Origin of the sequence: Promicromonospora aerolata, from assembly GCF_042682255.1 — a bacterium.
Classification (GTDB): Bacteria; Actinomycetota; Actinomycetes; order Actinomycetales; family Cellulomonadaceae; genus Promicromonospora; species Promicromonospora aerolata.
Genome location: NZ_JBHUHF010000001.1, coordinates 3126945 through 3151436, shown reverse-complemented (window position 1 = coordinate 3151436; position 24492 = coordinate 3126945). Strand labels below are relative to the sequence as shown.

11 protein-coding genes are annotated in these 24492 nt (G+C 72.1%); all 11 read left to right on the top strand.

What is annotated here, in order from left to right:
- Window positions 1–201 precede the first annotated feature (201 nt).
- The 11 genes from ACFSL2_RS14120 to ACFSL2_RS14070 all read left to right on the top strand — a co-directional run bounded on the left by ACFSL2_RS14120 (window position 202) and on the right by ACFSL2_RS14070 (window position 24485).
- Window positions 202–6333: an Ig-like domain-containing protein gene (locus ACFSL2_RS14120; protein ID WP_377198465.1), complete on the top strand. Its 6132-nt coding sequence runs from the start codon at window positions 202–204 to the stop codon at window positions 6331–6333.
- A gap of 206 nt (window positions 6334–6539) precedes the next feature.
- The gene (locus ACFSL2_RS14115; RefSeq protein WP_377198464.1) at window positions 6540–12623 is read left to right on the top strand and encodes an Ig-like domain-containing protein; all 6084 of its coding nucleotides are present in this window, start codon (window positions 6540–6542) and stop codon (window positions 12621–12623) included.
- A 103-nt stretch (window positions 12624–12726) separates the two neighbouring features.
- Window positions 12727–13701 carry an AAA family ATPase gene (locus ACFSL2_RS14110; protein ID WP_377198463.1) on the top strand — a complete coding sequence of 325 codons (975 nt, stop codon included), beginning with the start codon at window positions 12727–12729 and terminating at the stop codon, window positions 13699–13701.
- Window positions 13698–15041, top strand: coding sequence for a DUF58 domain-containing protein (locus tag ACFSL2_RS14105; protein ID WP_377198462.1), 1344 nt, complete (start codon window positions 13698–13700; stop codon window positions 15039–15041). Before ACFSL2_RS14110 ends, ACFSL2_RS14105 begins: the two co-directional genes overlap by 4 nt.
- Window positions 15038–17512 carry a transglutaminase TgpA family protein gene (locus tag ACFSL2_RS14100; protein ID WP_377198461.1) on the top strand — a complete coding sequence of 825 codons (2475 nt, stop codon included), beginning with the start codon at window positions 15038–15040 and terminating at the stop codon, window positions 17510–17512. The genes ACFSL2_RS14105 and ACFSL2_RS14100 overlap by 4 nt, the downstream gene beginning before the upstream one ends.
- Complete coding sequence (locus ACFSL2_RS14095; RefSeq protein ID WP_377198460.1) at window positions 17509–19032, top strand: RDD family protein; 1524 nt, start codon at window positions 17509–17511, stop codon at window positions 19030–19032. Before ACFSL2_RS14100 ends, ACFSL2_RS14095 begins: the two co-directional genes overlap by 4 nt.
- Window positions 19029–19835 (top strand): PP2C family protein-serine/threonine phosphatase, encoded by an 807-nt coding sequence (locus tag ACFSL2_RS14090; protein ID WP_377198459.1) that lies wholly within the window; start codon window positions 19029–19031, stop codon window positions 19833–19835. The genes ACFSL2_RS14095 and ACFSL2_RS14090 overlap by 4 nt, the downstream gene beginning before the upstream one ends.
- Window positions 19836–19929: 94 nt before the next feature.
- Window positions 19930–21753 (top strand): FHA domain-containing protein, encoded by a 1824-nt coding sequence (locus ACFSL2_RS14085; protein WP_377198458.1) that lies wholly within the window; start codon window positions 19930–19932, stop codon window positions 21751–21753.
- Window positions 21754–21829: 76 nt separating this feature from the next.
- Window positions 21830–23452 carry a serine/threonine protein kinase gene (locus tag ACFSL2_RS14080; RefSeq protein ID WP_377198457.1) on the top strand — a complete coding sequence of 541 codons (1623 nt, stop codon included), beginning with the start codon at window positions 21830–21832 and terminating at the stop codon, window positions 23450–23452.
- Between the two features lie 65 nt (window positions 23453–23517).
- The gene (locus ACFSL2_RS14075; RefSeq protein ID WP_377198456.1) at window positions 23518–24234 is read left to right on the top strand and encodes a hypothetical protein; all 717 of its coding nucleotides are present in this window, start codon (window positions 23518–23520) and stop codon (window positions 24232–24234) included.
- Entirely contained in the window at window positions 24231–24485 is a 255-nt protein-coding gene (locus ACFSL2_RS14070) for a hypothetical protein (protein ID WP_377198455.1), read from the top strand. The genes ACFSL2_RS14075 and ACFSL2_RS14070 overlap by 4 nt, the downstream gene beginning before the upstream one ends.
- The last annotated feature ends 7 nt before the right edge of the window (window positions 24486–24492 follow it).

Genomic DNA, 24492 nt, shown 5'->3' with positions numbered 1-24492 from the left:
GCACGTGGGGACGTACAACTGGGGCCCGGCCACGGCCCTGACGTGGTGAGCCGTCGGACCGAGCCCGTTCGGACGGGGCGCGTCCTCGGCCGATTTCACCCTGCGCCGGCCTCCGGCCGCGCCACGGGCGTCGGAGGCCGCCGCTAGGCTGCGGCCACCGCCGTCGCTGGAGAGTTTGGGGAACGTGTGTCTGGACCGAGGATGTCGCCGCGCTCGATCGTCTCGAGCGGTGTCGTGGCTCTCTTCGCCGGGGCGCTGGTGCTGCTCATGCTGCTCCACGACGGTGAGGCCACCGCGGAGGTCGACCTCGACGACTCCGGCGTCTGGGTCACCAAGACCTCGGCCGGCCTGCTCGGCAGGTTCAACAGTGAGGCGCAGGCGCTGGACGGGACCCTGCTCTCCGGCTCTTCGACGTTCGACGTGCAGCAGGCCGAGTACCGCGTCCTCATGACGGACCCGGGCACCGCCACCGCGAGCCCGGTCGACCCGGCGCACCTGGCCCTGCAGGGCACCATGACGATGCCCGCCGGAGCGGTCGTCGCCTCCGGTGGTCCGACAACTGCCGTCCTGGACCCGGAGGACGGCCGCCTGTGGGTGCTCCCGTTCGACGGCGCCGCCCAGTTCAGCGAGGCCGACCTGGAGCCGACGGTGGAGCTCGCCCCGGGCGCTCGCATCGCCGTCGGGACGGACGGCACGGTGTTCGCGGCGGATCCGGCGCAGGGCCGGCTCGTCACCGTGGCGACGGGGAGCAGGGGTGCAGCCGGCGAGGTGTCGGAGTCGGACCTGCGCGTCGGAGAGCGTGCCGAGGTCGAGGTCACCGCCGTGGGCGCCCGCCCGGTCGTGCTGGACCGGACTGCCTCGACCCTGGTGCTGCCCGGCGGCGACGTCGTGGACCTGGCGGACGGGGCGGAGGCGCGGCTGCAACAGCCGTCAGCAGAGTCACCGGCCGTGGTCGTGGCCACACCGACGGGCCTGGTCACACAGCCCCTCGGCGGCGGGGACGCCACCACCCGCGTGGGGCAGGGCACGCCGGCGGCGCCGGTCCAGCTCGCGGGCTGTACGTACGGGGCCTGGTCGGGCACGGGCCAGGTGCTCCGGGACTGCACCGGTACCGACCGCGACATCGACGAGCGCCTGGAGGGCGCCGAGGGTGAGCTCGTCTACCGGGTGAACCGCTCGGTGATCGTGCTGAACGACGTCGCTGCGGGCACCCTGTGGATGGCCGCGGAGGACTTCGAGAAGGTCGATGACTGGGACCTGACGATGCCCGAGGACGCGGAGGGGGAGAAGACGGAGTCGGAGAGCACCACGCCGGAGATGGTGGACCGCTTCATCGCTCAGCGGGACAAGCCGAACCGCCCCCCGAAGGCCGAGGACGACGACCTGGGGGTGCGGCCCGGCCGCACCACGGTGCTCGACGTGCTGGGCAACGACCTGGATCCGGACGGCGACGTGCTGACGGCGTCGGTCGCGCCGTCTGCCGACGGTGGCGACCCTGCCGTGGCTGCCGGAGGGCCGTCCGAGGTGTCGGTGGACCGCGTGCTCGACGGCGCGGCGCTCCAGGCCGACGTGCCCGAGACGGCGTCGGGCAGCACGACCTTCGCCTACACGGTCGACGACGGGCGGGGCGGCACCGCGGAGGCAAAGGTCCAGGTGCGCGTGGTGCCGCTCAGCGAGAACGCGGCGCCCGCGCCGAAGGGTGAGCCGGTGCTGCGGGTGGCGCAGGGCGGCGACGCGACGATCAAGGTGCTGCCGTTCTGGCGCGACCCCGACGGGGACGATCTCGTCCTGTCGAGCGCGACCACCGCCGACCCGATGGACGAGGTGCGGTTCCGCCCGGACGGGACCGTGGAGTTCCGGGACGGTGGCACGGCCACCGGCCGCAAGATCGTCGACCTCACGGTGTCGGACGGGCTGGACCAGGTGGGTGAGGGCAAGCTGCTCGTCGACGTCGTCGCGACGCAGGAGCCGCCCGTCGCGGTGGCCGACCACGTGTCGGTCCTGGCGGGCGACCCGGTCACGGTGCGGCCGTTGCGCAACGACACCGACCCGAACGGTGACCGCCTCCGCCTGGTCAGCGTCTCGGAGCAGGCGCCGGCCACCATCACGGAGAACTACCCGGCGGGCAGCTTCCGGTTCGTCAGCAAGGAGCCGGGCAGCTACGACATCACCTACCAGGTCAGCGACGGCCCGGAGTCCACGATGGGGCTGGTGCGGGTCGACGTGCACCCGCCGCCCGACGCGGCCGGTCCGCCGGTCGTGGTGTCCGACACCGTGCTGCTCCCCGCGGGCGGGTCCGCGCTCGTCGACGTGCTGGCGAACGACACCGACCCCGCCGGTGGCGTGCTCGTCGCCTCGTCGGTCGACGCCGATCCTGGCGTGACCGCCGTCGTGCTGGACCACCACGTGCTGCGCGTGGCCGAGACGGAGCGGCTCGACCGGCCCGTGACCCTGCGGTACACGGCGTCGAACGGTACGCAGACCGCTGTCGGCCAGGTGCGGGTGGTGCCGATCGCGGCGCCCACCACGCCGCGCCCGCCGGAGGCGACGGCGGACGAGGCGACGGTGCACACCGGTGACATCGTCACGGTGCCCGTGCTCAAGAACGACTCCCACCCGGACGGGCTGGAGCTCGCGCTCTCGCCCGACCTGGTCGAGGAGCCGGAGCTCGGCGAGGCATTCGTCTCGGAGGACACGGTGCGGTTCAGGGCGGGATCGGCCGCCGGCACCGTGCACCTCGTCTACGAGGTGCGGGACAGCAACGGCCAGAAGGACTCCGCGCAGGTCACCATCAACGTGACGGACACCCTGGAGAACGCGGCACCCCAGCCGCCCGACGTCACGGCACGAGTGCTCGCCGGTGCGGTCACCCGCATCGCCCTGCCGCTGGGTGGCAGCGACCCGGACGGCGACCACGTGACGCTCGACGGGCTGTCGGCGCCGCCGACGCAGGGCACCGCGCGCATGGTCGACGGCTTCCTCGAGTACGAGGCGGCGCAGGACGCGGCGGGCGCCGACGAGTTCCGGTACACGGTGACGGACACCCGCGGTGCCACCGCCGAGGGCACCGTCGCCGTCGGTGTGGCACGGCCGCCGGGCATCAACCAGCCCCCCACCGCGGGCGGCGACGAGTCGCTCGTGCGCCCGGGCCGGGAGGTCGCAGTGGACGCGCTGGCCAACGACTCGGACCCGGACGGTGACCAGGTGGGTCTGGTGCCGAGGTCGTTCGAGGGGGCCGACGATCTGGACCCGCGGGTCGTCGACGACCTGGTCGTGGTCACCACCCCCGACGACGAGGGCACCTCCACCTTCTACTACGGCGTCGAGGACACGTACGCGGCGCGGGCCACCGGTTCGATCACGGTCGAGGTCGCCGAGGACGCGCCGCTGCTGCGCCCGATCGCCCGCGACGACGTGGTTCCGCCCGCCGACGTCACCTCCGACACGGTGACCGTCGACCTGCTGCGCAACGACGCCGACCCGGACGGGGTCGGGGCCGACCTGGAGGTCGCGGTGGTCGACGAGCGCGGCGAGCTGCCCCCCGGCGTCACACCGGGTGCGGACGGCGAGGTGACCGTGGCCCTCACCGAGGAACCGCGGGTGCTCACCTACACGGTGACCGACCTGGACGGCCTGACCGCGAAGGCGTTCCTGCGGGTGCCGCGCGACGGTTCGCTGCCGCACCTGCGGCAGCCGGTCGAGGCGCTGGAGACGTTCGCCGGCGAGACGCTCGAGATCGACATCACCGACCACGTCGTGGTCGCCGACGGCCACGAGCCGCGGTTCACCGTCGAGGAGAAGGTCACGGCCGTGGAGGGCACGCGTGAGGTCACGGGCCCCACCGCGCTGACCTTCACCTCGGACGAGGACTACGTGGGACCTGCCTCGGTCACGTTCGAGGTCACCGACGGCGACGGTCCCGACGACCCGGAGGGCCGTACGGCCGTGCTCACCCTCCCGATCGACGTCCGGGCGAGCCGCAACCAGCCGCCGGAGATCAAGGGCACCGCCCTGCTCGAGGTGGCGGCGGGCGAGGAGGCAGCGCTCGACCTGTCGCGCGTGGCGGTCGACCCGGAGGGCGACCCGCTGACCGTCGAGGTCACGGGCACCGCCGAGGGCGTCACGTTCGGTACCGAGGGCTCCACGGTCCTGGCGCAGGCACAGCCGTCGGTACCGAGGGGCACTCGCGCGATCGTCCCGTTCACCGTGTCCGACGGCGGGCATCCGCCGGTCGCCGGCGAGCTGGCGGTCACCGTCGTGGCCTCCACCCGTCCACTGGCCCGCGCCAACCCCGACGAGGTGACCGACGCCCACCAGGGTGAGCCGGTCCAGGTCGACGTGCTGGCCAACGACGCCAACCCGTTCCCCGAGGAGCCCCTGACGGTGGTGGGCGCCGTCGTCGAGACGGGCCGGGGCGAAGCGGTGCCGTCGGATGGCGGGGTGACTGTCACGCCGTCGGACAGCTTCGTCGGCGCCCTGGTGGTGCGGTACCGCGTGGCGGACGCGACCGCCGACCCCGGCCGGGAGGTCGAGGGCACCATCCGGCTGACGGTGCTGGGCAGGCCGGAGGCGCCGCGTGCGCCGCGGGTCGAGGAGGTCCGGTCCGGGACGGTGGTGCTCGCGTGGGACCCGCCGGCGGACAACGGCGCGGAGATCACCGGGTACACCGCACGGTCCGGCAAGGGCGACTCCACCGAGTGCCCGTCCACGACCTGCACCGTCGGCGGTCTGAAGAACGACGTGATCTACAACTTCACGGTGACCGCCGCCAACGCGGTGGGGGAGTCCGAACCGTCCGCGCCGTCGGAGGACGCGCGGCCGGACGAGAGGCCCGACAAGCCGGAGCCCCCGTCGCTGACGTTCGGCGACTCGTCGCTGACCGTCACCTGGCGGAACCGGACGTACGACGACCGGTCGCCGATCGAGTGCGTCAACCTGGAGATCAGTCCGGCACCGGCCGACGGCGTGCTGCAGAAGTCCTGCGTCACCGGCACCTCGACGGTCTGGGACGGGCTGTCGAACGGCACCGCGTACACGGTGCGGGTGCAGGCCGTGAATGCCGCCCCGGACCCGTCCGACTGGAGCGACGCCTCGGCGCCGGAGATCCCGGCCGCACCGCCCGCCAAGCCGGCCGCTCCGACCGCCACGCGCAAGAGCACCGCACTGGGCGGGCAGATCGTCGTCGCCTGGGACGCTCCTGCGAACAACGGTGACCCGGTCGAGACGTACCACCTGGACGTGTACCAGGACGGCACCAAGGACCGCACGCTGGCCGTGACCGGCACATCGCAGACGATCCAGGACCTGTCGACCGAGGCGTCGTACACCTTCGCGGTCACCGCGGAGAACAAGGCGGGCAGATCACCCGTCAGCGACCGCTCGGCCGCAGTGGTCCCGTACGGCACACCGACCGTGCCGGGCACGCCCACGGCGTCCAACGGCAGCCCGACGAGCGGACGGGCGGACGTGCGCTGGAGCGGTATCGGGTCCGGGGACTTCCGGGGCCCGGGGCATCGCTACGAGGTGCGGGCCAACAGCACGGGTTACGAGAACGCCGGTGCGGCCACGTCGTACACGTTCACCGGCCTGAGCAACGGCACGCCGTACACGTTCCAGGCGCGGGCGTGCAACCAGTACGCGTGCTCGAGATGGACCGAGAGCTCCAATGCGGTGACCCCGTACACGACCCCTGGTGCGCCGAGCGTCTCCAGCGAGCGCACCGACTCCCGCACCATCCGGTTCACCGTGCGCCCGGGCGGCACCGGGGGCAGCCCCATCGACCAGCTGCGCTACCGCGTCAACGGCGGGGCCTGGAAGACGATGGCCTCGGGCGGCGGCAGCGTGAACGCCGGCGGTTCGTACAACACGGCCTACACGGTCGAGGCCCAGGCGCACAACCGGGCCGGCTGGGGCACCACGGGCTCCGGGAGCGCCACGACCTTGCCCAACCCGGCGAACGCGTCGGTGTCGATCAGCGTGGGGGGCGTGTTCGGCGGCGGTGCGGCCGAGGGCTGCCACCAGAGTCCCAATACCTGGTGCAAGTGGCTCAACCTTCGGGTCAGCGGCTGGGAGCCCAACACGGTCTTCCACTACCGCTGCTTGTCCACGGAGCACGACTCGGGCGGCCAGGTGTACTTCCCCCGGTGGGAGATGGGGGAGTGGTGGGGCGAGGTCGCCGGCGTGCCCACCCGGACCGACGCGAACGGCAACTGGTCGGGCCGTACCGACTGCATGCACCAGTACCAGAACGAGGACACCTGGCTGGAGACGCGGGAGAGCAACCTCGCGAACTCGAACCGGATCAACTGGAACCGCGCGAACGTGAACCCGTGACCTCCGGTGCCGGATCGGCGCCTATGTGCGACCGTTTCGATGACGACGACCAGGCAGACTCGTACAATCCGGGCGGGTGCCATGGGTAGTCCTGCCCACCGAAAGTCCAGGACGATTCACCCCTCCTCCCGGTAAGGTGCTCCCGTTGCGCCCGTGTGTGCGGTCCGGGTGAACAGACTTCGCTGGAGTAATGAAGAGGAGGACGCATGAGCTTTGCCTCGCGCGTGTACGAGAATCGCCGGTCGGCGGCATCGGTCGGTGCGGTGACCCTCTTCGGCGCAGGGCTCCTGGGCTTCGCCCTTCTCTACGAGGGTGAGGCGACGGCGGACGTCGACCTGAACGACTCCGGCGTCTGGGTGACGCAGACGGCGTCGGGCAAGCTCGGGCGCTTCAACTACGAGGCCAAGGCCCTTGACGGCACGCTGCTCGCCAACTCGACGAGCTTCGACGTGGAGCAGGACGCGCAGCGGGTGCTGCTGGACAGTGTGGGCGACTCGTCCGCCAGCCCGGTCGACCCGGCGCTGCTGGCGCTGGACGGCACCATGAAGTTCCCCACGGGTGCGAAGGTCGCCGCGGGTGGTGCCACGACCGCCGTGTACGACGGTGAGACCGGCCGTACCTGGGTCATCCCGTTCGACGGCGCCGTGTCGTTCGACGAGAAGGAGATGAAGCCGGTCCTCAAGGCCGGCCCCGGCGGCGCGATCACGGTGAGCAACGACGGCACCGTCTTTCTGGCCGTCCCGGCCGACCGCAAGCTCTACACGATCCCCACCGGCGCCCAGGGCGTCGCGGAGGAGCCGGAGGAGTCCGAGCTGCCGGTCAAGACCGACGCCGAGGTGCAGGCTTCCGCCGTGGGCGACGAGCCCGTCGTGCTCGACCAGTCGACCGGGACGCTGGTACTCCCCGGTGGCGACACGGTCGAGGTGGACGAGGGCGCCGGGGGCAAGCTCCAGCAGCCCTCCGACGACTCGGACGTCGTGGTGCTCGCCACGCCCAAGGGCCTGGTCTCCCAGCCGCTGGACGGCGGCGAGTCGACCACCCGCACGGCGTCCGGCAACCCGTCCGCGCCCGTGCAGCTCGGAGGGTGCACCTACGGCGCGTGGTCCGGCTCCGGGCAGGTCGTGCGGGACTGCGCCGGGCCGGACAACGACGTCGACCAGGTGCTGGAGGGTGTCGATGCGGCCGCGGCCCTCGTCTACCGGGTGAACCGGGATGTCATCGTGCTGAACGACGTCGCGGACGGCTCCCTGTGGATGGCCGCCGACGAGTTCGAGAAGGTCGACGACTGGGACCTGACGATGCCCGAGGATGCCGAGGGCGAGAAGACCGAGTCCGAGGACACCACCCCGGAGCACGTCGACCAGTTCGTGGCCGACCGCGACAAGACGAACCGCCCGCCCGAGCCCAAGGACGACACGTTCGGCGTCCGGCCTGGGCGCACCACGGTGCTCAACGTGCTGGGCAACGACTTCGACCGGGACGGCGACGTGATGACGGTGTCCGTCAAGGGTGAGACGAAGGGCGACATCGGCGTCGACCGCGTGCTCACCGGTGCGGCGCTGCAGGCGGACGTGCCGGCGGACGCGACCGGCAGCACCAGCTTCGACTACGAGGTGGACGACGGCCGCGAGAACGGCACGGCCATCGCGTCGGTGGACGTCAAGGTGGTCCCGCCCGAGGAGAACAACCCGCCCGAGCAGACGGGCAAGCCGGTGCTGCGGGTCGGACAGGACGGCCTGGGGGACATCAAGGTCCTGCCGTACTTCAAGGATCCGGACGGCGACGACCTGTTCCTGTCGAACGCCAGCACCGCCGACAAGCGCGACGAGGTGCGGTTCCGCCCGGACGGCACCATCGAGTTCCGGGACGGCGGCACCGCGACGGGCCACAAGATCGTGGACGTCACGGTGTCGGACGCGATGGGCCTGCCCGTCGAGGGCACGCTGATCGTCGACGTCGTGGCGAGCAACGTGGAGCCGGTGCCGGTGCAGGACCACGTCACCGTGCTCGCCGGCGAGTCGGTCACGGTGGACCCGCTGCAGAACGACTTCGACCCGAACGGCGACAAGATCCGGCTGACGAGCGTCGCGGAAGCGCCCTCCGCGACCATCGAGCAGAACCAGACCGCCGGGACGTTCAAGTTCCTGAGCGACAAGGTGGGCTCGTACGACGTCACCTACCAGATCACCGACGGTACCCACCCGATGATGGGCCTGGTGCGGGTGGACGTCACCGACCCGTCCGACGAGGCGCGCTCCCCGGTGGCGGTCTCGGACCAGGTGCTGCTCCCGACCGGCGGCACGGCGCTGGTGGACGTCCTCGCGAACGACACCGACCCCACCGGCGGCGTGCTCGTGGTGCAGGGTGCGGACGTGCCGTCGGACGCCCCGGTGAGCGTCTCCGTGCTCAACCACCAGATCCTGAAGATCTCCGAGATCAAGCGCCTGGACGAGCCGGTGGTCCTGGACTACAAGGTGGCGAACGGCTCGGGCACCGCCACGGGCCAGGTGCGGGTGGTACCCATCCCGGCGCCCGCTCAGCTCCGTCCCCCGGAGGCGGGGCCGGACGAGGCCACCGTCCACGTGGGCGACGTCGTGACCATTCCGGTGCTGAAGAACGACACCCACCCGGACGGTCTGGAGATGACGGTCACCGACGAGCTGCAGGAGTCGCCCCCCGCGGAGGCGGGCGAGGCGTTCGTCTCCGAGGACACCGTGCGGTTCCGTGCCGCCCAGGAGGCCGGGACGTATCACGCGGTCTACGAGGTGGAGGACGGGAACGGGCAGAAGGACTCCGCTCAGCTCACCATCCACGTCGTGGACGACCCGCAGAACAGCGCCCCGCAGCTGCCCGACATCGAGGCCCGGGTGCTCAGCGGCGGCATCGTCCGCATCCCGCTCCCGCTGGACGGTATCGACCCGGACGGCGATTACGTGACGCTGAGCTCGATCTCGGGTGCGCCGAGCCAGGGCACCGCCACGATCGTGGACGGCTTCATCGACTACCAGGCGGCGGAGGACGCCAGCGGCCTGGACACGTTCACCTACCAGGTGATGGACACCCGGGGCGCGCCGGCTGAGGGCACGGTCCGCGTGGGTGTCGCCACACCGCCCGCGAGCAACCAGGAGCCGCAGGCGATCGACGACGAGACGACGGTCCGACCGGGCCGTACGGTGGCGGTCGCGGCGCTCGAGAACGACTCCGACCCCGACGGTGACCAGATCGGTCTGGTGGCCGAGGGCTTCGAGGGTTCGGACGACGTGGACCCCCGGGCCGTGGACGACGACGTGGTCGTCGAGGCCCCGGGTGACGAGGGGGCCTACTCCTTCTACTACGGCATCCAGGACACCTTCAAGGCGCGCGCCAGCGGCGCCGTCACCGTGAACGTCGACCAGGACGCGCCGCTGCTGCGCCCCATCGCGCACGACGACGTGGTGACGGCCGACGACGTGGAGGGCTCCTCCAGCGTGTCGGTCACGGTGCTCGCCAACGACGTGGATCCCGACGGCGTGGCGGCCGATCTCGAGGTGGCCGTGGACGAGTCCCTGGATGGTGTGCGGGTCACGGAGGAGAACCAGCTCGAGGTGCAGCTCACCGAGAGCGCGCGGGTGATCACCTACACCGTGACCGACATGGACGGTCTGGAGGCCAAGGCGTTCGTGCGCGTGCCGGGCGACCAGTCGCGGCCGCACGTGAAGCCGGGACAGGGTCCGCTCAAGGCCACGAGCGGCGAACCGCTCACCATCGACCTCGCCGAGTACGTGGTGGTGCGGGAGGACCGCAAGCCGCGGATCACCGAGGAGAACACGGTCAAGGCGGTCGAGGGCACGGTCTCCGTCACTGACCACGACACCGTGGTGTACACCTCGACCGAGGACTACGCGGGTGCGGCCTCCGTCAGCTTCGAGGTCACGGACGGCAGCGGGCCGGACGACGACGAGGGTCTCACCTCCGTGCTGACCCTGCCGATCGACGTGACCCCCGCCAAGAACCTGCCGCCCAAGGTCAGCGGCACGCCCGTGCTGCAGGTCGCGGCCGGCGAGGAGGCCACGGTCGACCTGTCGCGGTACGTCAAGGACCCGGACAAGGACCCGCTGACGTTCGACGTCACGGGCGGCGAGGGCATCACGACATCGCTCTCGGGCGCCACCGTGACCGGCCAGGTGGAGCCGTCGGTGACGAAGGGCACGTTCCGGGAGCTGCCCATGACGGTGTCCGACGGCCAGAACCCGCCGGTCGAGGCCACGCTGAGCGTCGAGGTGGTGGCGTCCACCCGGCCGCTGGTGCAGACCACCGAGGACGTCGTGCGCGACGCGCACCAGGGCGAGGCGACGACCATGTCGGTGCTCGACAACGACACCAACCCGTTCCCCGAGGACGAGCTCACGCTCTCGGGCTCCCCGACGATCGACACCGGCCGGGGCACCGCGTCGTACAGCGGTGACCAGCTCGTGGTGACCCCCGACGAGGACTTCACCGGCGCGATGCTCGTGCGCTACCGCGTGCAGGACGCCACACAGGACCCGGACCGCGAGGTGGACGGCATCGCGAAGCTCACCGTGCTCGGCAAGCCGGAGGCGCCCCGCGCCCCGCGCGTCGAGGAGGTGCGTTCCGAGACGGTGGTCCTGACCTGGGACCAGCCCAACAACAACGGCTCGGACATCACGGGGTACACCCTCAGGACGAACACCGGCCAGGAGAAGGCGTGCTCCACGACCACGTGCACGTTCAGCGGGCTGACGAACAACGTGAAGTACACCTTCACGGTGACGGCCACCAACGACGTGGGCGAGTCGGAGCCGTCGCCCGCGTCGCGTGAGGCGCGACCGGACGAGAAGCCCGACAAGCCCGAGCCGCCGTCGCTGAAGTTCGGCGACAGCGAGCTCACCGTGACGTGGAAGAACCGGACCTATACCGACCGGTCGGCCATCGAGTGCGTCAACCTGGAGATCAGCCCGCCCCCGGCCAACGGCGTGACCCAGCAGAACTGCAAGCCGGGCGGGCAGACGATGTGGACCGGGCTGGACAACGGCACGGCCTACACCGTGCGGGTACAGGCGAAGAACGACGCCCCGGACCCCTCGGACTGGAGCGACCCGTCGGCGCCCGAGACGCCCGCGGCACCGCCCGCGGCACCGGACGCGCCGACCGCCACCCGGGTGAACACCGCCGTCGGGGGACAGATCACGGTGAGGTGGAACGCGCCGGCGAACAACGGCGACGCGATCGACAAGTACTCGCTGGGCGTCTACAAGGACGGACAGCTCGACCGGACCATCGACACGACCCAGACGCAGCAGACGGTGCAGGACCTCTCGACCGGTTCCTCGTACACGTTCCGCGTGCGGGCCACGAACAAGGCCGGTGACGGGCCCGCGAGCCCGTTCTCGAACGAGGTGGTGCCCTACGGCACGCCGGACACCCCGGGTCAGCCGACGGCCAGGCTGGGATCCAACACGAGCGGCCAGGCCATCGTGCAGTGGAGCGCCATCGGCGAGTTCCGGGGCACCGGCCCGCGGTACGAGGTGCGGGCCAGCGGCATGACGTGGAAGAACGCGGCGAATGCGACGTCGTACACCTACACGGGCCTGAACAACGGGACCTCGTACACGTTCCAGGTACGGGCTTGCAATTCCTACGTCTGCTCTGACCCGTCCACCTCGTCGAACGCGGTGACCCCGTACACCGTGCCGGGCAGCCCGGGGATCACTTACCACAAGTCCGACGCCCAGAACGGGTACTTCACCGTGCGCGGGCCGGGCAGCAGCGGCGGCCGCAGAGTGGACAAGATCGAGTTCAAGGTATCGGGGCCGTGCGGTAACTCGTGCTCCGGTACGCGGACGTCGTGGCCGTTCAATGTCAACGTGGGTGGCGGCTACGACCGCAGCTTCACGTTGCAGGCCCGGGCGCACAATGCCGCAGGCTGGAGCGACTGGTCCAGTGCGAAGGGCACGACGGACGCACCGCCGGACCCGCAGGCGTGGGTGACCCGGGGCAGCTCGGTCAACGACCCCGACTGCAGCAGCAGCGCCTGTGCCTACTTCAAGCTCAACTACAGGGACTTCCCGAGCGGCAGCCACCAGATCGAGTGCTGGTCGGGCACCAACCAGGCGACCTCGGGTGACCACAACATCCTCGAGCCGTCGCGGAGGACGTGGGGCGGGGCGAAGGAGGGCACCCGGACCTTCTCCGGTGACGGCTCGGTCCAGCTCCGCTGCTTCTACGGCTACGGGGGAACCCAGGTATTCGTCTATATCGACGGAAAGCGGTACGCGACGAGGACCTGGTAGAACGACCGCGTGCCCGGCCGCGCCACCAGCGGCCGTTCCCGCCATCATCGACACACGACTTCACCCGACGGACGAGCAGTAACGAGCAGTAGGGAAACACGAGATGACCACGATGACCCCCGAGCAGGCGGCCTGGTTCGCCCAGACCTTCGACCGGCTCGTCGGCAACGTCGGCCAGGCGGTCCTGGGCAAGGCACCGGTGATCCGCCTCGCTCTGACCTGCATGCTCGCCGAGGGCCACCTGCTGCTGGAGGACGCTCCCGGCACCGGTAAGACGATGCTCGCGCGCTCGATCGCGGCGTCGGTCCAGGGCACGCACAACCGCATCCAGTTCACGCCGGACCTGCTGCCGTCCGACGTCACCGGCGTGACGATCTACGACCAGAACTCGGGCAAGTTCGACTTCCACCCCGGCCCGATCTTCAACTCGATCGTGCTGGCGGACGAGATCAACCGCGCCTCGCCGAAGACCCAGTCCGCCCTCCTGGAGGTCATGGAGGAAGGGCGGGTCACCGTCGACGGCATCGCGCACGAGACCGGCCGCCCGTTCATGGTGCTCGCCACCCAGAACCCGATCGAGCAGGCCGGTACCTACCGCCTGCCCGAGGCGCAGCTCGACCGCTTCCTCATGAAGACGTCGGTGGGCTACCCGGACCACGCCTCCACGGTGGAGATCCTCTCGGGCGCCTCGGTGAAGGACCGCAGCCTCGCGCTCCAGCCGATCATCACCACCAAGGCCGTCACGGAGATGGCCGACCTGGCCATGACCGTGCACACCGACACCGCCGTGCTGGAGTACGTCAGCCGGCTCAGCGAGGAGACCCGCAACGCCGCCGAGGTGCGGGTCGGCGTCTCGGTCCGTGGTGCGCTGGCCCTGGTCCGCTGCGCGAAGGTGTGGGCGGCCGCGCACGGCCGCAACTACGTGCTGCCCGACGACATCAAGGAGCTGGCCCAGCCCGTCTGGGGCCACCGCTTCGTGCTGGACCCCGAGGCCGAGTTCGCCGGCTCCCGCCCCGACGTCATCCTGGCCCGGATCATGGCCGACGTCGCGGCTCCGCAGGAGCGGGCCTCGGCATGACGGCGACGGGCATCTCGTCCGGCGGAGTGCCGGGCACCGCGTACGGAAAACGGCAGGAGAAGCCACGCGGCCTCGGCGGTGCCGTGGCGGCTGGCCGCGCACAGGTGCTGCGCGGCCGGCGTGGCTGGGTGACGCTCACCGCCGCCGCCCGAGCTCGGGCAGCGGCGGTCGGCCGCGTGCTCGCTCCGGTCCGGCGCACCTTCAGCACGTTCGGCATAGCGGTCACCCTGGTGGCGGCCGCCGCCTGGGTGGCCGGGCTGATGCTCGGCTGGCTCGAGGTGCTCGTCGCCGCGATCGTGCTCACCGTGACGCTCGTGTGCGCCATCGTGTTCGTGCTGGGCCGGTTCAAGTACGACGTGGTGCTCGACCTGGCCCAGGCGCGCGTGACGGTCGGCGACCGCGCCGTCGGCCGCCTCGACGTGCGCAACGCGTCGAGCCGCGCCCTGCTCCCCTCGGTGATGGAGCTGCCCGTCGGTAGCGGCACCGCCGCCTTCCCGGTGCCCCGCCTGCCCGGCGGCGGGTCGCACGAGGAGATCTTCACGATCCCGACCCGGCGCCGCAGCGTGATCACCGTGGGGCCGGTCAAGTCCGTCCGCGCCGACCCGCTGGGCCTGCTCCGGCGCGAGATGACCTGGACCAACGAGCAGGAGGTCTTCGTGCACCCGCGCGTCAAGAACCTCACGGGCTCCTCGACCGGCTTTCTCAAGGACCTCGAGGGCCGGGTCACGAACGACATCACGAGCTCGGACGTGAACTTCCACGCCCTGCGCGACTACGTGCCCGGCGACGACCGGCGGCACATCCACTGGAAGACCACGGCGCGCACGGGCCAGCTCATGGTGCGCCAGTTCGAGGAGACCCGGCGCTCGCACCTCGCGGTGCTGCTGTCCACGCGCGCCGAGGACTACGCGAACGACGAGGAGTTCGAGCTCGCGGTGAGCGTGTGCGGCTCCCTGGGCCTGCAGGCGATCAAGGAGGACCGCGGCGTCACGGTGCTCGTCAACGAGGCCGCGCTGCGCGGTGACCACCGCACGCGCCTCATGGACGACCTGTCGCGGATCGAGCTCGAGTCGCGCAAGTCGAAGCTCGTGGACCTGGCCCGTTCGGCCGCGATGGCCGCCGCCGACTTCTCGGTCATCGCCTTCGTCGTCGGCAGCAGGGTGACGCCCACCGAGCTGCGCTCGGCGTCGGCCCGTGTCCCCGCCGGGGTGCAGGTCATGGCCATCCAGTGCGTGCCGGGCGCGTCCCTCGGCCGGCACGCCATCGCCGAGCTGGGCGTGCTGACCCTGGGCCGCCTCGCGGACCTGCCCCTTGCCCTGAAGAAGATGAGCGACGGATGAGCGACGAGAACACCCGCGGGAACATCTCGGTCGGGGCGGGCGGGCCGGACCAGGGCCGGCCCTCGTCCCGCACCCGGGGCACCCGCACCGGCTACGGCACGGGCACGGGCCGCGGTACCACGCGCCGCAAGGAGGCCGAGCGGCCACGGGCGCTGACCTGGTTCGCCCTGGTCGACGTCGCGGCCCTGAGCGTGATGCTCGCCGCCGTCGCGGTCGGCTTCGGGCCCGTCTGGGGCTCGCTCGGGTACGTGCTCCCGGCGGTCGGCGGCGCCGTCGTCGGGCTGCTGGTGGCCTGGGTCGGCGCCTGGCGCCGGTTCCCCGCCGTGACCGTGACCGCGCTCGCGGTGCTGGGCTACCTGCTCTTCGGTGGCGCGCTCGCCCTGCCGCACACGACCGTCGCCGCGGTGGTGCCGACCCTGGACACGCTTCGCGAGCTGCTGCTCGGCTCCGTCGAGGGCTGGAAGCAGTTCGTCACCACCGTGCCGCCCATGCGGTCCTTCCCGGACCTGGCGGTGGTCCCGTACCTGCTGATGCTGCTCGTCGCGCTGGTCGCCGGCACCATCTCGTGGCGCGCGAAGCACGCGGTGTGGGCGGTGCTCCCGGTCGTCGCCGGCCTGGTCGGCGTGATCCTCCTGGGCACGCTCGACGAGGCGCTGCCCGTGGCGCAGGGTCTCGTGGTCGCCATCGTGGCCCTCCTCTGGGGCGCCGTGCGCGTCATGGAAGCGCGCGTGGGCACGCACTCCATCAGTACCGAGTCCAGCCGTGAGGCCACGCGCCGCCTGCGCTGGTACCGCATCCGCACCGGCGCCACGATCCTGGGCGTCGCGGCGCTGGCCGCAGGCTTCACCGCGCCGATCCTGATGCCCGACCAGCCGCGCACCGTGCTGCGCGAGACGATCGTGCCGCCGCTGAACCTCCACCAGTTCACCAGCCCGCTCGTCGCCTTCCGGCACTACGCGAAGGACGCCCGCGAGGACGAGCTGTTCACCGTCAGCCACCTGCCCGAGGACGGCCGCATCCGGCTCGCCACGCTCGACCGGTACGACGGCGTGGTCTACGACGCGTCCGGCGACGGCGGCGACACCGGGTTCTACACGCGCGTCGGCGAGCAGATCGCGACGTCGCAGGAGGGCACCCCGACGCCGATCGACGTCACCGTGACGGGATACAGCGGCGTCTGGGTCCCGGAGATCGGTGACCTCACCGGCGTGGAGTGGACGGGTCCGAACGCCGAGGCGCAGACGGACGGCACGTACTACAACTCGACCACGAACACCGCCATCACCACGGCGGGCATCAAGCAGGGCGACACGTACCGGCTGAGCACCCTGATCCCGGACGATCCGGACGAGGAGACCCTCAAGAAGGGCACGATCCTCGACGCCGACCTGCCGGAGACCGAGTCGAGCGCGATGCCGCCGGGCCTGCCCGCCAAGTCGACCCAGTTCACGGGCGAGGAGACCGACGCGGCCACCAAGCTGTTCCTGATCCGGGACGCCCTGCAGGCGTCGGGAGTGCTGTCCAGCGGGCTGGACGGCGAGGTGCCGTCCCGCCCGGGGCACTCGGCCGAGCGCATCGACACGCTCGTCGAGGAGGAGAAGATGGTCGGCGACGACGAGCAGTTCGCCGTCGCCCTCGCCCTCATGGCGCGTCAGTCGGGCATCCCGGCCCGGGTCGTCATGGGCTTCTACCCGGACAAGGACAGCGCATACGAGGAGGGCGAGCCCTGGACGGTGCTCGGCAGCGACGTGCACGCCTGGATCGAGGTGCCGTTCGAGGGCTACGGCTGGGTGCCGGTCGACGCCGTCCCGGAGGAGAAGCCGCAGATCCAGCCGGAGCCCAAGAGCGAGACGGTGCCGAAGCCACCGGTGCTGCAGGACCCGGAGCCGCCGGAGGAACCGGACAAGGCGAAGGCCGGCAGCGTCGAGGACGACGAGAAGGACGAGGCCGAGAACGACCTGTTCGACTGGGGCCTGCTCGGCGTGATCCTGCTCGCCGTCGGCATCCCGCTCCTGCTGATCGTCGGCCCGATCGTGGCGATCCTGGCCTACAAGGCCCGGCGCCGGGCGCTGCGGCGTAGCGCGGAGCAGCTGGCCGACCGGGTCAGCGGCGGCTGGCACGAGGTCGTCGACGTCGTGACCGACCTCGGGACGGTCGTGCCCCGCGGGGCGACGCGGCGCGAGAGCGCCGGCGTCATCGCCGGGGTGCACCAGGTCCCGTCGACGCTCATGCTCGCGCACCGCGCGGACGCGACGGTCTTCGGACGGGACCAGCCCACGCCGGCGGACGTCGAGGCGTTCTGGACTGAGGTGGACGAGCTCGTCGGCGGGCTACGCTCCACCGTGAGCACCCGACGGAGAGTGCGGGCGGCGTTGTCGCTCCGCTCCGTCTGGGCACGAATCGGTGGTCGCCGTGGCATCCTCGCGGCACTCGGGGGACTCGGGTCCCGTCGGACGAAGGAGAGTCGATGACGGACGTGGTCTGCGCTGGATGCGGGTCGACACAGGACGGGAGCGTCCCGTACTGCGGTGTGTGCGGACGCCCGTTCCCACGGGCCCAGACGGGTGATGTCGGGACCACGGTGCCGGAGTCGCTGTCGCACACGCGGGTGGGTGTCTCGGCGGTGCAGCCGGCACCGGTCGCGTACGCGGGAACGGGGCGGCGGTTCCTCGCCGCGCTCCTGGACGCCGCGGTGGTCGGGGTCGTGGCCTGGGTGATCCTCATGATCGGGCTCGCCAGTGCCGGCGGCACTGGCGCACTGCTCATGTCACCCGAGGCCATCGCCGCGGCGATGACGGTGCCGCAGCTCATCAGCGGCGTGCTCGTGCTGGGCTACTGGCTCGGCGTCTCCGCCTGGGAGGGCAAGACCGGCAAGACGGTCGGCAACCTCGTGTGCAAGATCCGTACGGTCGACGCGGTGGCGCACGACCCGATCGGGTTCGGCCGCGCGTTCCTGCGGTGGCTCATCGTGGGCCTCGGCTCCATCGTGTGCCTGGTCGGCCAGATCCTGGTGCTGGTGTCCCCGGCGTTCGACGGTCAGGGCAAGCGGCAGGGCTGGCACGACAAGCTCGGCCGTGCGGTGGTGCTCATGGCGTCCGACGTCGTGGCTCCGCCGGCCGGCGCTGCCCCGGTCGCCCCGGCCACGAAGTCGGCGCCGGGGGCCGCCGCGAAGGCACCCGCCGGTACCTCTCAGGTGTGGACCGGCGCGGGCAACGGCGCGCAGGCACCCGCCCAGCAGGCCGCGGCGCAGCAGCCCGAGCCCGCCGCGGCGGCCCCGGCGAGCGATCCGTGGGCCTTCCCCGACGCGGCCCCGACCGGCGGCGGAGGCGGCGTGATCACCGGTATTCCCGGGCAGACGCCCGCTGCCCCGACGACGGCGCTGCCCGCGCAGGACGAGCCCGTGACGGTGCGCAGGCCCCATCCGGGCTCCGGGGGCACGCCCCATCCGGGCGGGCCCGTGCAGCAGCCGGTCGAGCAGACGCCGCCGGTCCAGCAGCCGGTCCAGCCGCCCGTCCAGCAGACACCCCCGGTGGCACCGGCCGCTCCCGTGCAGCAGCCGCAGCCGGTGCAGCCGCCCGAGCAGGAGCAGCGCGACTCGGCGCCGATCGACATGACGCGCACCCACATGAGCCGCCCGCTCACACCGGCGCCGGTGACGACCGTGGTGCTGGAGATCGAGAGCGGCGAACGCCACGTCGTCGACACCAAGGCGCTCGTGGGGCGCAACCCGCAGGCCCCCGACGCGTCGGGCTGGATCCTGATCAAGGTCGAGGACCCGACCCGCTCGGTGTCCAAGACACATGCCGAGCTGGGCGTGGACACCGCCGGCCTGTGGCTGACGGACCGCGGTTCGACGAACGGCACGGTGGTGTCGGCCCCGGGCCTGCCACCGCGCGTGGCCGAGCCCGGTGCCCGGGTCCGCGTGCCGGTCGGCTCCACGATCCACGTGGGCGACCGGCGCGTCGTCGTGCACCCGCAGGCGTCCGCATGAGCGAGGAGGCGCTGACGCTCGCGTGGGGCGCTGCTTCCGACCGCGGGCTCCGCAGGCAGCTCAACGAGGACGGCTACTTCGCCGGTGGCGGTGCCTTCTTCGTGGCCGACGGCATGGGCGGGCACGCGGCCGGTGAGGTGGCGAGCGCGACGGCGCTCGACGCCTTGCGCCCGCTGTCGGACATCGAGCGGGTGGAGCCGCACCACGTGGAGGTGCTGCTCGGGACGGCACAGGAGCGGGTCCGGGCCATCGACACCTCCGGCCTGGGCCGCGGTGCGGGCACGACGCTGACCGGTGCCGTGGTGGCGTACCTCGACGACGCGCCCTACTGGCTGTTCGTCAACGTGGGCGACTCCCGTACCTACCTGCTCTCCAGCGGGGTGCTCGACCAGGTGAGCGTGGACCACTCCGAGGTCCAGGAGATGGTCGACGCCGGTACCCTGACCGCGGAGGAAGCGCGGGACCATCCGCGCCGGCACGTGATCACGCGTGCGCTGGGCGGGCGGGACGAGGCACGAGCGGACTTCCGCTACATCCCGATCGGCGCGCACGACCGGATCCTGGTCTGCTCGGACGGGCTGACCGGCGAGCTCGACGACGCACGCATCACCGAGATCCTGCTGGGCCACCCTGATCCGCAGGTGGCCGCCGGACGGCTGGTCGAGGCGGCGATCGGTGCGGGCGGCCGGGACAACATCACGGTCATCGTGGTGGACGCGACGGGTGTGGCGCACGAGACGGCGGGGACCAGCACCGCGCCGCGGGGTGGGTTCGCGGACGAGGACACCGTGCCGCGGGACTGATCCCGAGGTGGGGCGCGAGAGCGGACGACAGGATCTGACGCAGGGCTGCGGGCAGGGGCGGGACACGAGCAGAGCAACGACTTAGGAGGCGACCATGGGCACCTCGGACGCTGGACAGCGCACCGGGATCCGGTACACGACGGGAAAGGCGCGCGTCATCGTGCGCGGCGACGCGGTCGTCGTCCTGCCCGGCGAAGGGACCGGGGCGGACGAGGCAGACCCGGCCGCCGGGCTCTGGGCCGACCTGGCGACGCCCGGCGCGGGCGTCGCGGAGGTCCTCGGCACGCTGACGACGTCGGCGGTGGGTGGCCTCAAGGGCGTGCCGCCGTTCGCGGTGGTGGTGCTCACGGGCGCGGGCGCCGGTGAGCCCGCGAGCGCGCACGTGGTGGCGCGCGGCGACGGCCTGACCGTCACCATCGAGACCGGTGACGAGTCCCAGACGGTGTCGGGCGCCGGCGTGATCTCGTGGACCGAGCGCGTGGTCGAGGGCGTCACCGCGGTCGAGGTGGCCACGGGGGTGTCGGGCTTCGGCAGCTTCGCGGACGGCCTGCCCGTCGAGTCGGGTGTGGTCCTCGCCGGCGTGGTGCGCCACCAGGTGGTGGAGCCCGTGGAGCGGTCGGCCGAGCCGGACCTCGCGCCCGCGGCGCCGGCGCCGCTGGTCGGGTCCTCACCGCTGGTCGATTCCGCCCCGCTGGTCGATTCCGCGCCGGTCCAGCCGGTCGCGACCCCGGCTCCGGAGAGCTCTGTCCCGGGGCCGCCGGCCGCGCCCGCCGTGCCACCGGCGGACTCCGTCGACACCCAGGGGGCGACCTCCGACGAACCGGTGGGGACGGGCGGGTCGGCCGCCGACGCGTCCGTCGAGCCCGGCTCCGAGACCGTCGCGCCGATGGGCACCGTCACCATGGTCCCGGCCTCCGAGGAGACCTTCGCGCCCGACGAGGACAACGGTGGCGAGGCACCCTCGCCCGCGACCGAGGCGCCGGACGACGGACCGGACGAGGACGACTACATGCACCTGTGGGGCGCCACGGTCGCCCACGGTGTCGAGGCCGCTGCCGTGCGGCCGGAGAGCGCGGAGGAGGAGGACGAGCAGCCCGCTGCGTCAGCGGCTGTTCCTTCGGCCCCGCCGCCTCCGCCGGCCCCCGCACCGCCGGCCCCAGCACCTGCGCTGCCCGACCCGGCGGACGCCGGACCGGACGGCATGATCTCCGGCGTGCCGATCTCCGGCGTGCCCGGCTGGTCCGGCGCCACGCCTGCCGCCGCGCACCGTGCGGCGGCCGTCGGTGCGGAGGCGGGAGCCGAGGCGGAGGCGGCCGACGACGACCACGACGGTCACACCGTGATGTCGTCAGCGATCGCCGACCTCAAGGCCGCCGCGTCGGGGCCGTCGGCCCCGAAGTTCTCCGTCCCGGCCAACCCGAACGCACCGAAGATCCTTGCTGTGACGTGCGAGAACGGTCACCCCAACCCGACGGCCCGCGAGAACTGCCGGGAGTGCGGCAGCGCGCTGTCGGCCGAGGCAGAGCTGGCCGCCCGCCCGTCGCTGGGCCGCATGGTCGTGAGCTCCGGCGCCGCGACCGGCGGCGCGTCAGGGGTGCGTGGCGGCCAGGTCGTCGAGCTGGACCGGCCGGTCATCGTGGGCCGCCGGCCCCGCACGAACAACACGTCGGCCGACCAGATGCCGCGCCTCGTCACGGTCTCCAGCCCGCAGCAGGACATCTCGCGGTCCCACACCGAGATCTCGCTCGAGGACTGGCACGTGCTCGTGACGGACCTGGCCACCACGAACGGAACGACGCTGCTGCGGCCGGGCCAGCCCCCGCGGCGGCTGCACCCGAACGAGAAGGAGCTCGTCTCCGACGGCGACGTCGTCGACCTGGGTGACGGCGTGACCCTCACGTTCGAGGACATCTGGTGACGGCCTCGGCCGCCTCGATGACGCAGGAGACGGGCTCGACCACCGGCACGGGCACGACCACCGACGAAGGAGCAGCGTGAGCAGCAAGAGGAAGCCGTCCCCGCCACCCGAGATCGAGGGCTTCGAGTATCGCAAGCTCATCGGCTCGGGTGGTTTCTCGGACGTGTTCCTGTACGAGCAGCAGCGGCCCCGTCGGCAGGTCGCCGTGAAGGTTCTGCTCAAGGAGTGGTCGAGCGAGACGCAGCGGGCGGCGTTCGACGCCGAGGCGGACCTGATGGCGACACTGGGCAACCACCCGTCGATCGTCACGATGTACGAGGCGGGCGTGGCGAACGACGGCCGGCCGTACCTGGCCATGGAGTACTGCTCCCGGCCGAACCTGGGTGCGCGGTACCGGTCGGAGCGGTTCTCGGTGGCCGAGGCCCTGCGCATCACCATCCAGATCGCGGGCGCCGTCGAGACGGCGCACCGGCTGGGCATCCTGCACCGCGACCTGAAGCCGTCGAACATCCTGGTGACGCAGTTCGGGCACCCCGCGCTGACGGACTTCGGCATCTCGTCGACGGTCGACGAGGCCTCGGCGGCCGAGGGCATGTCGATCCCGTGGTCGCCCCCGGAGTCGTTCGGCGACCCGCCGATGTCGGGTATCGCGACGGACGTGTGGGCGCTGGCCGCCACCTGCTACACGCTGCTGGCCGGACGTACCCCGTTCGAGACCCCGGGCGGGTCGAACACGTCGGCGGACCTCGTGCGCCGGATCGAGCAGGACGAGCTGCCGCCGGTGAGCCGCAGCGACGTCACACCGTCGCTGGAGCGCGTGCTGCGCATCGCGATGTCCAAGCTGTCGTCCTCGCGGTACCCCACGGTGCTGGCCTTCGCGCGCGAGCTGCAGAAGGTCCAGGTCGAGCTGTCCCGCGACGTCACCCCCATCGACCTGCTCGACGAGTCGGGCGCGATGCAGGAGGACGAGGCGGAGGCCGACGGCACCCGGCTGCGCCAGGTGGTCACCATCGACCCGGCGGGCGCCGCGGGCCCGAGCGCGTTCGGGCCGGGTGCGACCGGCCACCGTCCCGGCGGTCCGGGCGGCGCCCTGCAGGCCGCCGCGACCGGCACCTACACCCCGGCCGCACCGGCGTCGACGCCCGCACCGTCGGACGACACCGTCTACCGCAGCTCCGCGGACCCGGCGACGCAGGGCACGCGGGCGAGCTCTGGCGCCGTCGGCCAGCTCGCGCCGGAGGCGCCGGCGCCCCCGCAGGACGCCGAGGCCGAGGAACCGCCGCGCCGGGGGATCTGGGCGATGGTCGTCGGCGTGGTCGTCGTCGTGGTGGTCGGGGTGTCCGCCTGGGCGCTCACCGGCAACGGTGGCGGCGAGCCCGAGGAGAAGCAGACGGCCTCGACCTCCGCCGTCGTGCCGCCGGCACCGGCCGGTGGCTACGTACCGCCCGTGAGCGAGGTGAAGGGCACCGTCCAGGGCAAGGACGCGGTGTTCACCTGGACGCCGCCCAACTCCCTGGAGGAGGGTGACACCTACGCCTACCGGGTGCTGGAGCTGACGGGCGAACCGGTGTACAAGGAGGTCCCGGAGGGCACGTCGGTGACGGTGCCGCTCAAGGGCGAGACCTGCGTCGAGGTCGTCGTGGTGCGCTCCAGCAAGCCGTCGAGCGCGGCGTCCGGCTGTGTGAGCGCAGAGGGCTGAAGGACTGAGCAGTCAACGGTAGCTCCGAGCGCACCCGCTCGGACCGCACACGGGGAGGTGAGTGGATGAACGGCCTAGCGATCGAGTTCGCCGGAGAATGGTTTCGGCCGTCCGAGGAGGACGCGACCTTCGACATCGGCCGCGAGGGCGACCTCGCGATCGACGACAACCCTTACCTGCACCGACGCTTCCTGCGCATCGCGCACGAGGACGGCATCTGGTGGCTGTCCAACGTCGGCTCGCTCATCTCCGCGACGGTGTGCGACGCCGGGGGCGGCGTGCAGTCCTGGCTCCCGCCGGGCAACCGCCTGCCCATGGTGTTCCCCACGACGTCGATAGTGTTCACGGCCGGGCCCACGACGTACGAGATCACCGCGCAGCTCGACAACGCGCCGTACCACGAGATCCGGTCCGAGGACGATGACGACTCCGGCGCCACGACGATCGGCGCGATCAGCTTCACCAAGAGCCAGAAGCAGCTCATCGTGGCGCTCGCCGAGCCCATGCTGCGCCGGGAGGGCACCGGGCTGAGCGAGATCCCCTCGTCGGCGTCGGCCGCCCGGCGGCTCGGCTGGGCGAGCACCCGGTTCAACCGCAAGCTCGACAACGTGTGCGAGAAGCTCGACCGGATCGGGGTGAAGGGACTGCGCGGCGGTCCCGGCGCCCTGGCGACCAACCGGCGTGCCCGGCTCGTCGAGTACGCGGTGGCCTCCCGCCTGGTGACCCAGTCGGACCTGCCGCTCCTGGACGAGCCGGAGCACGAGAAGGGGGCGACCGCATGAGCAAGCCCGTACGGAGCCGGCCGGAGCTCGTCGTGGCGGGAGCCATCGGCGGCGGACTGATCGTCTGGGTAGTAGTGGTTTTCGGGACGGTGCTGTTCACGGGCGCCGGGACCGGTGACTTCCTGGACCCCTACCGTGCGCTCGGGCGCGTGCTCACGACGGGGTCGACGTGGCTGATCGCGGCCGGTGGCGCCGTGGTCGGTGGGGTGGTGGGCGCCGTCGTCGGCGGCCCCCAGAACAAGCAGAAGTGACGGGGAG

What these genes read in the sequence shown, in the direction of transcription:
- ACFSL2_RS14120 (WP_377198465.1), top strand. Translation starts at nt 202, where the DNA reads ATGTCGCCGCGCTCGATCGTCTCGAGCGGTGTCGTGGCTCTCTTCGCC.
- ACFSL2_RS14115 (WP_377198464.1), top strand. Translation starts at nt 6,540, where the DNA reads ATGAGCTTTGCCTCGCGCGTGTACGAGAATCGCCGGTCGGCGGCATCG.
- ACFSL2_RS14110 (WP_377198463.1), top strand. Translation starts at nt 12,727, where the DNA reads ATGACCACGATGACCCCCGAGCAGGCGGCCTGGTTCGCCCAGACCTTC.
- ACFSL2_RS14105 (WP_377198462.1), top strand. Translation starts at nt 13,698, where the DNA reads ATGACGGCGACGGGCATCTCGTCCGGCGGAGTGCCGGGCACCGCGTAC.
- ACFSL2_RS14100 (WP_377198461.1), top strand. Translation starts at nt 15,038, where the DNA reads ATGAGCGACGAGAACACCCGCGGGAACATCTCGGTCGGGGCGGGCGGG.
- ACFSL2_RS14095 (WP_377198460.1), top strand. Translation starts at nt 17,509, where the DNA reads ATGACGGACGTGGTCTGCGCTGGATGCGGGTCGACACAGGACGGGAGC.
- ACFSL2_RS14090 (WP_377198459.1), top strand. Translation starts at nt 19,029, where the DNA reads ATGAGCGAGGAGGCGCTGACGCTCGCGTGGGGCGCTGCTTCCGACCGC.
- ACFSL2_RS14085 (WP_377198458.1), top strand. Translation starts at nt 19,930, where the DNA reads ATGGGCACCTCGGACGCTGGACAGCGCACCGGGATCCGGTACACGACG.
- ACFSL2_RS14075 (WP_377198456.1), top strand. Translation starts at nt 23,518, where the DNA reads ATGAACGGCCTAGCGATCGAGTTCGCCGGAGAATGGTTTCGGCCGTCC.
- ACFSL2_RS14070 (WP_377198455.1), top strand. Translation starts at nt 24,231, where the DNA reads ATGAGCAAGCCCGTACGGAGCCGGCCGGAGCTCGTCGTGGCGGGAGCC.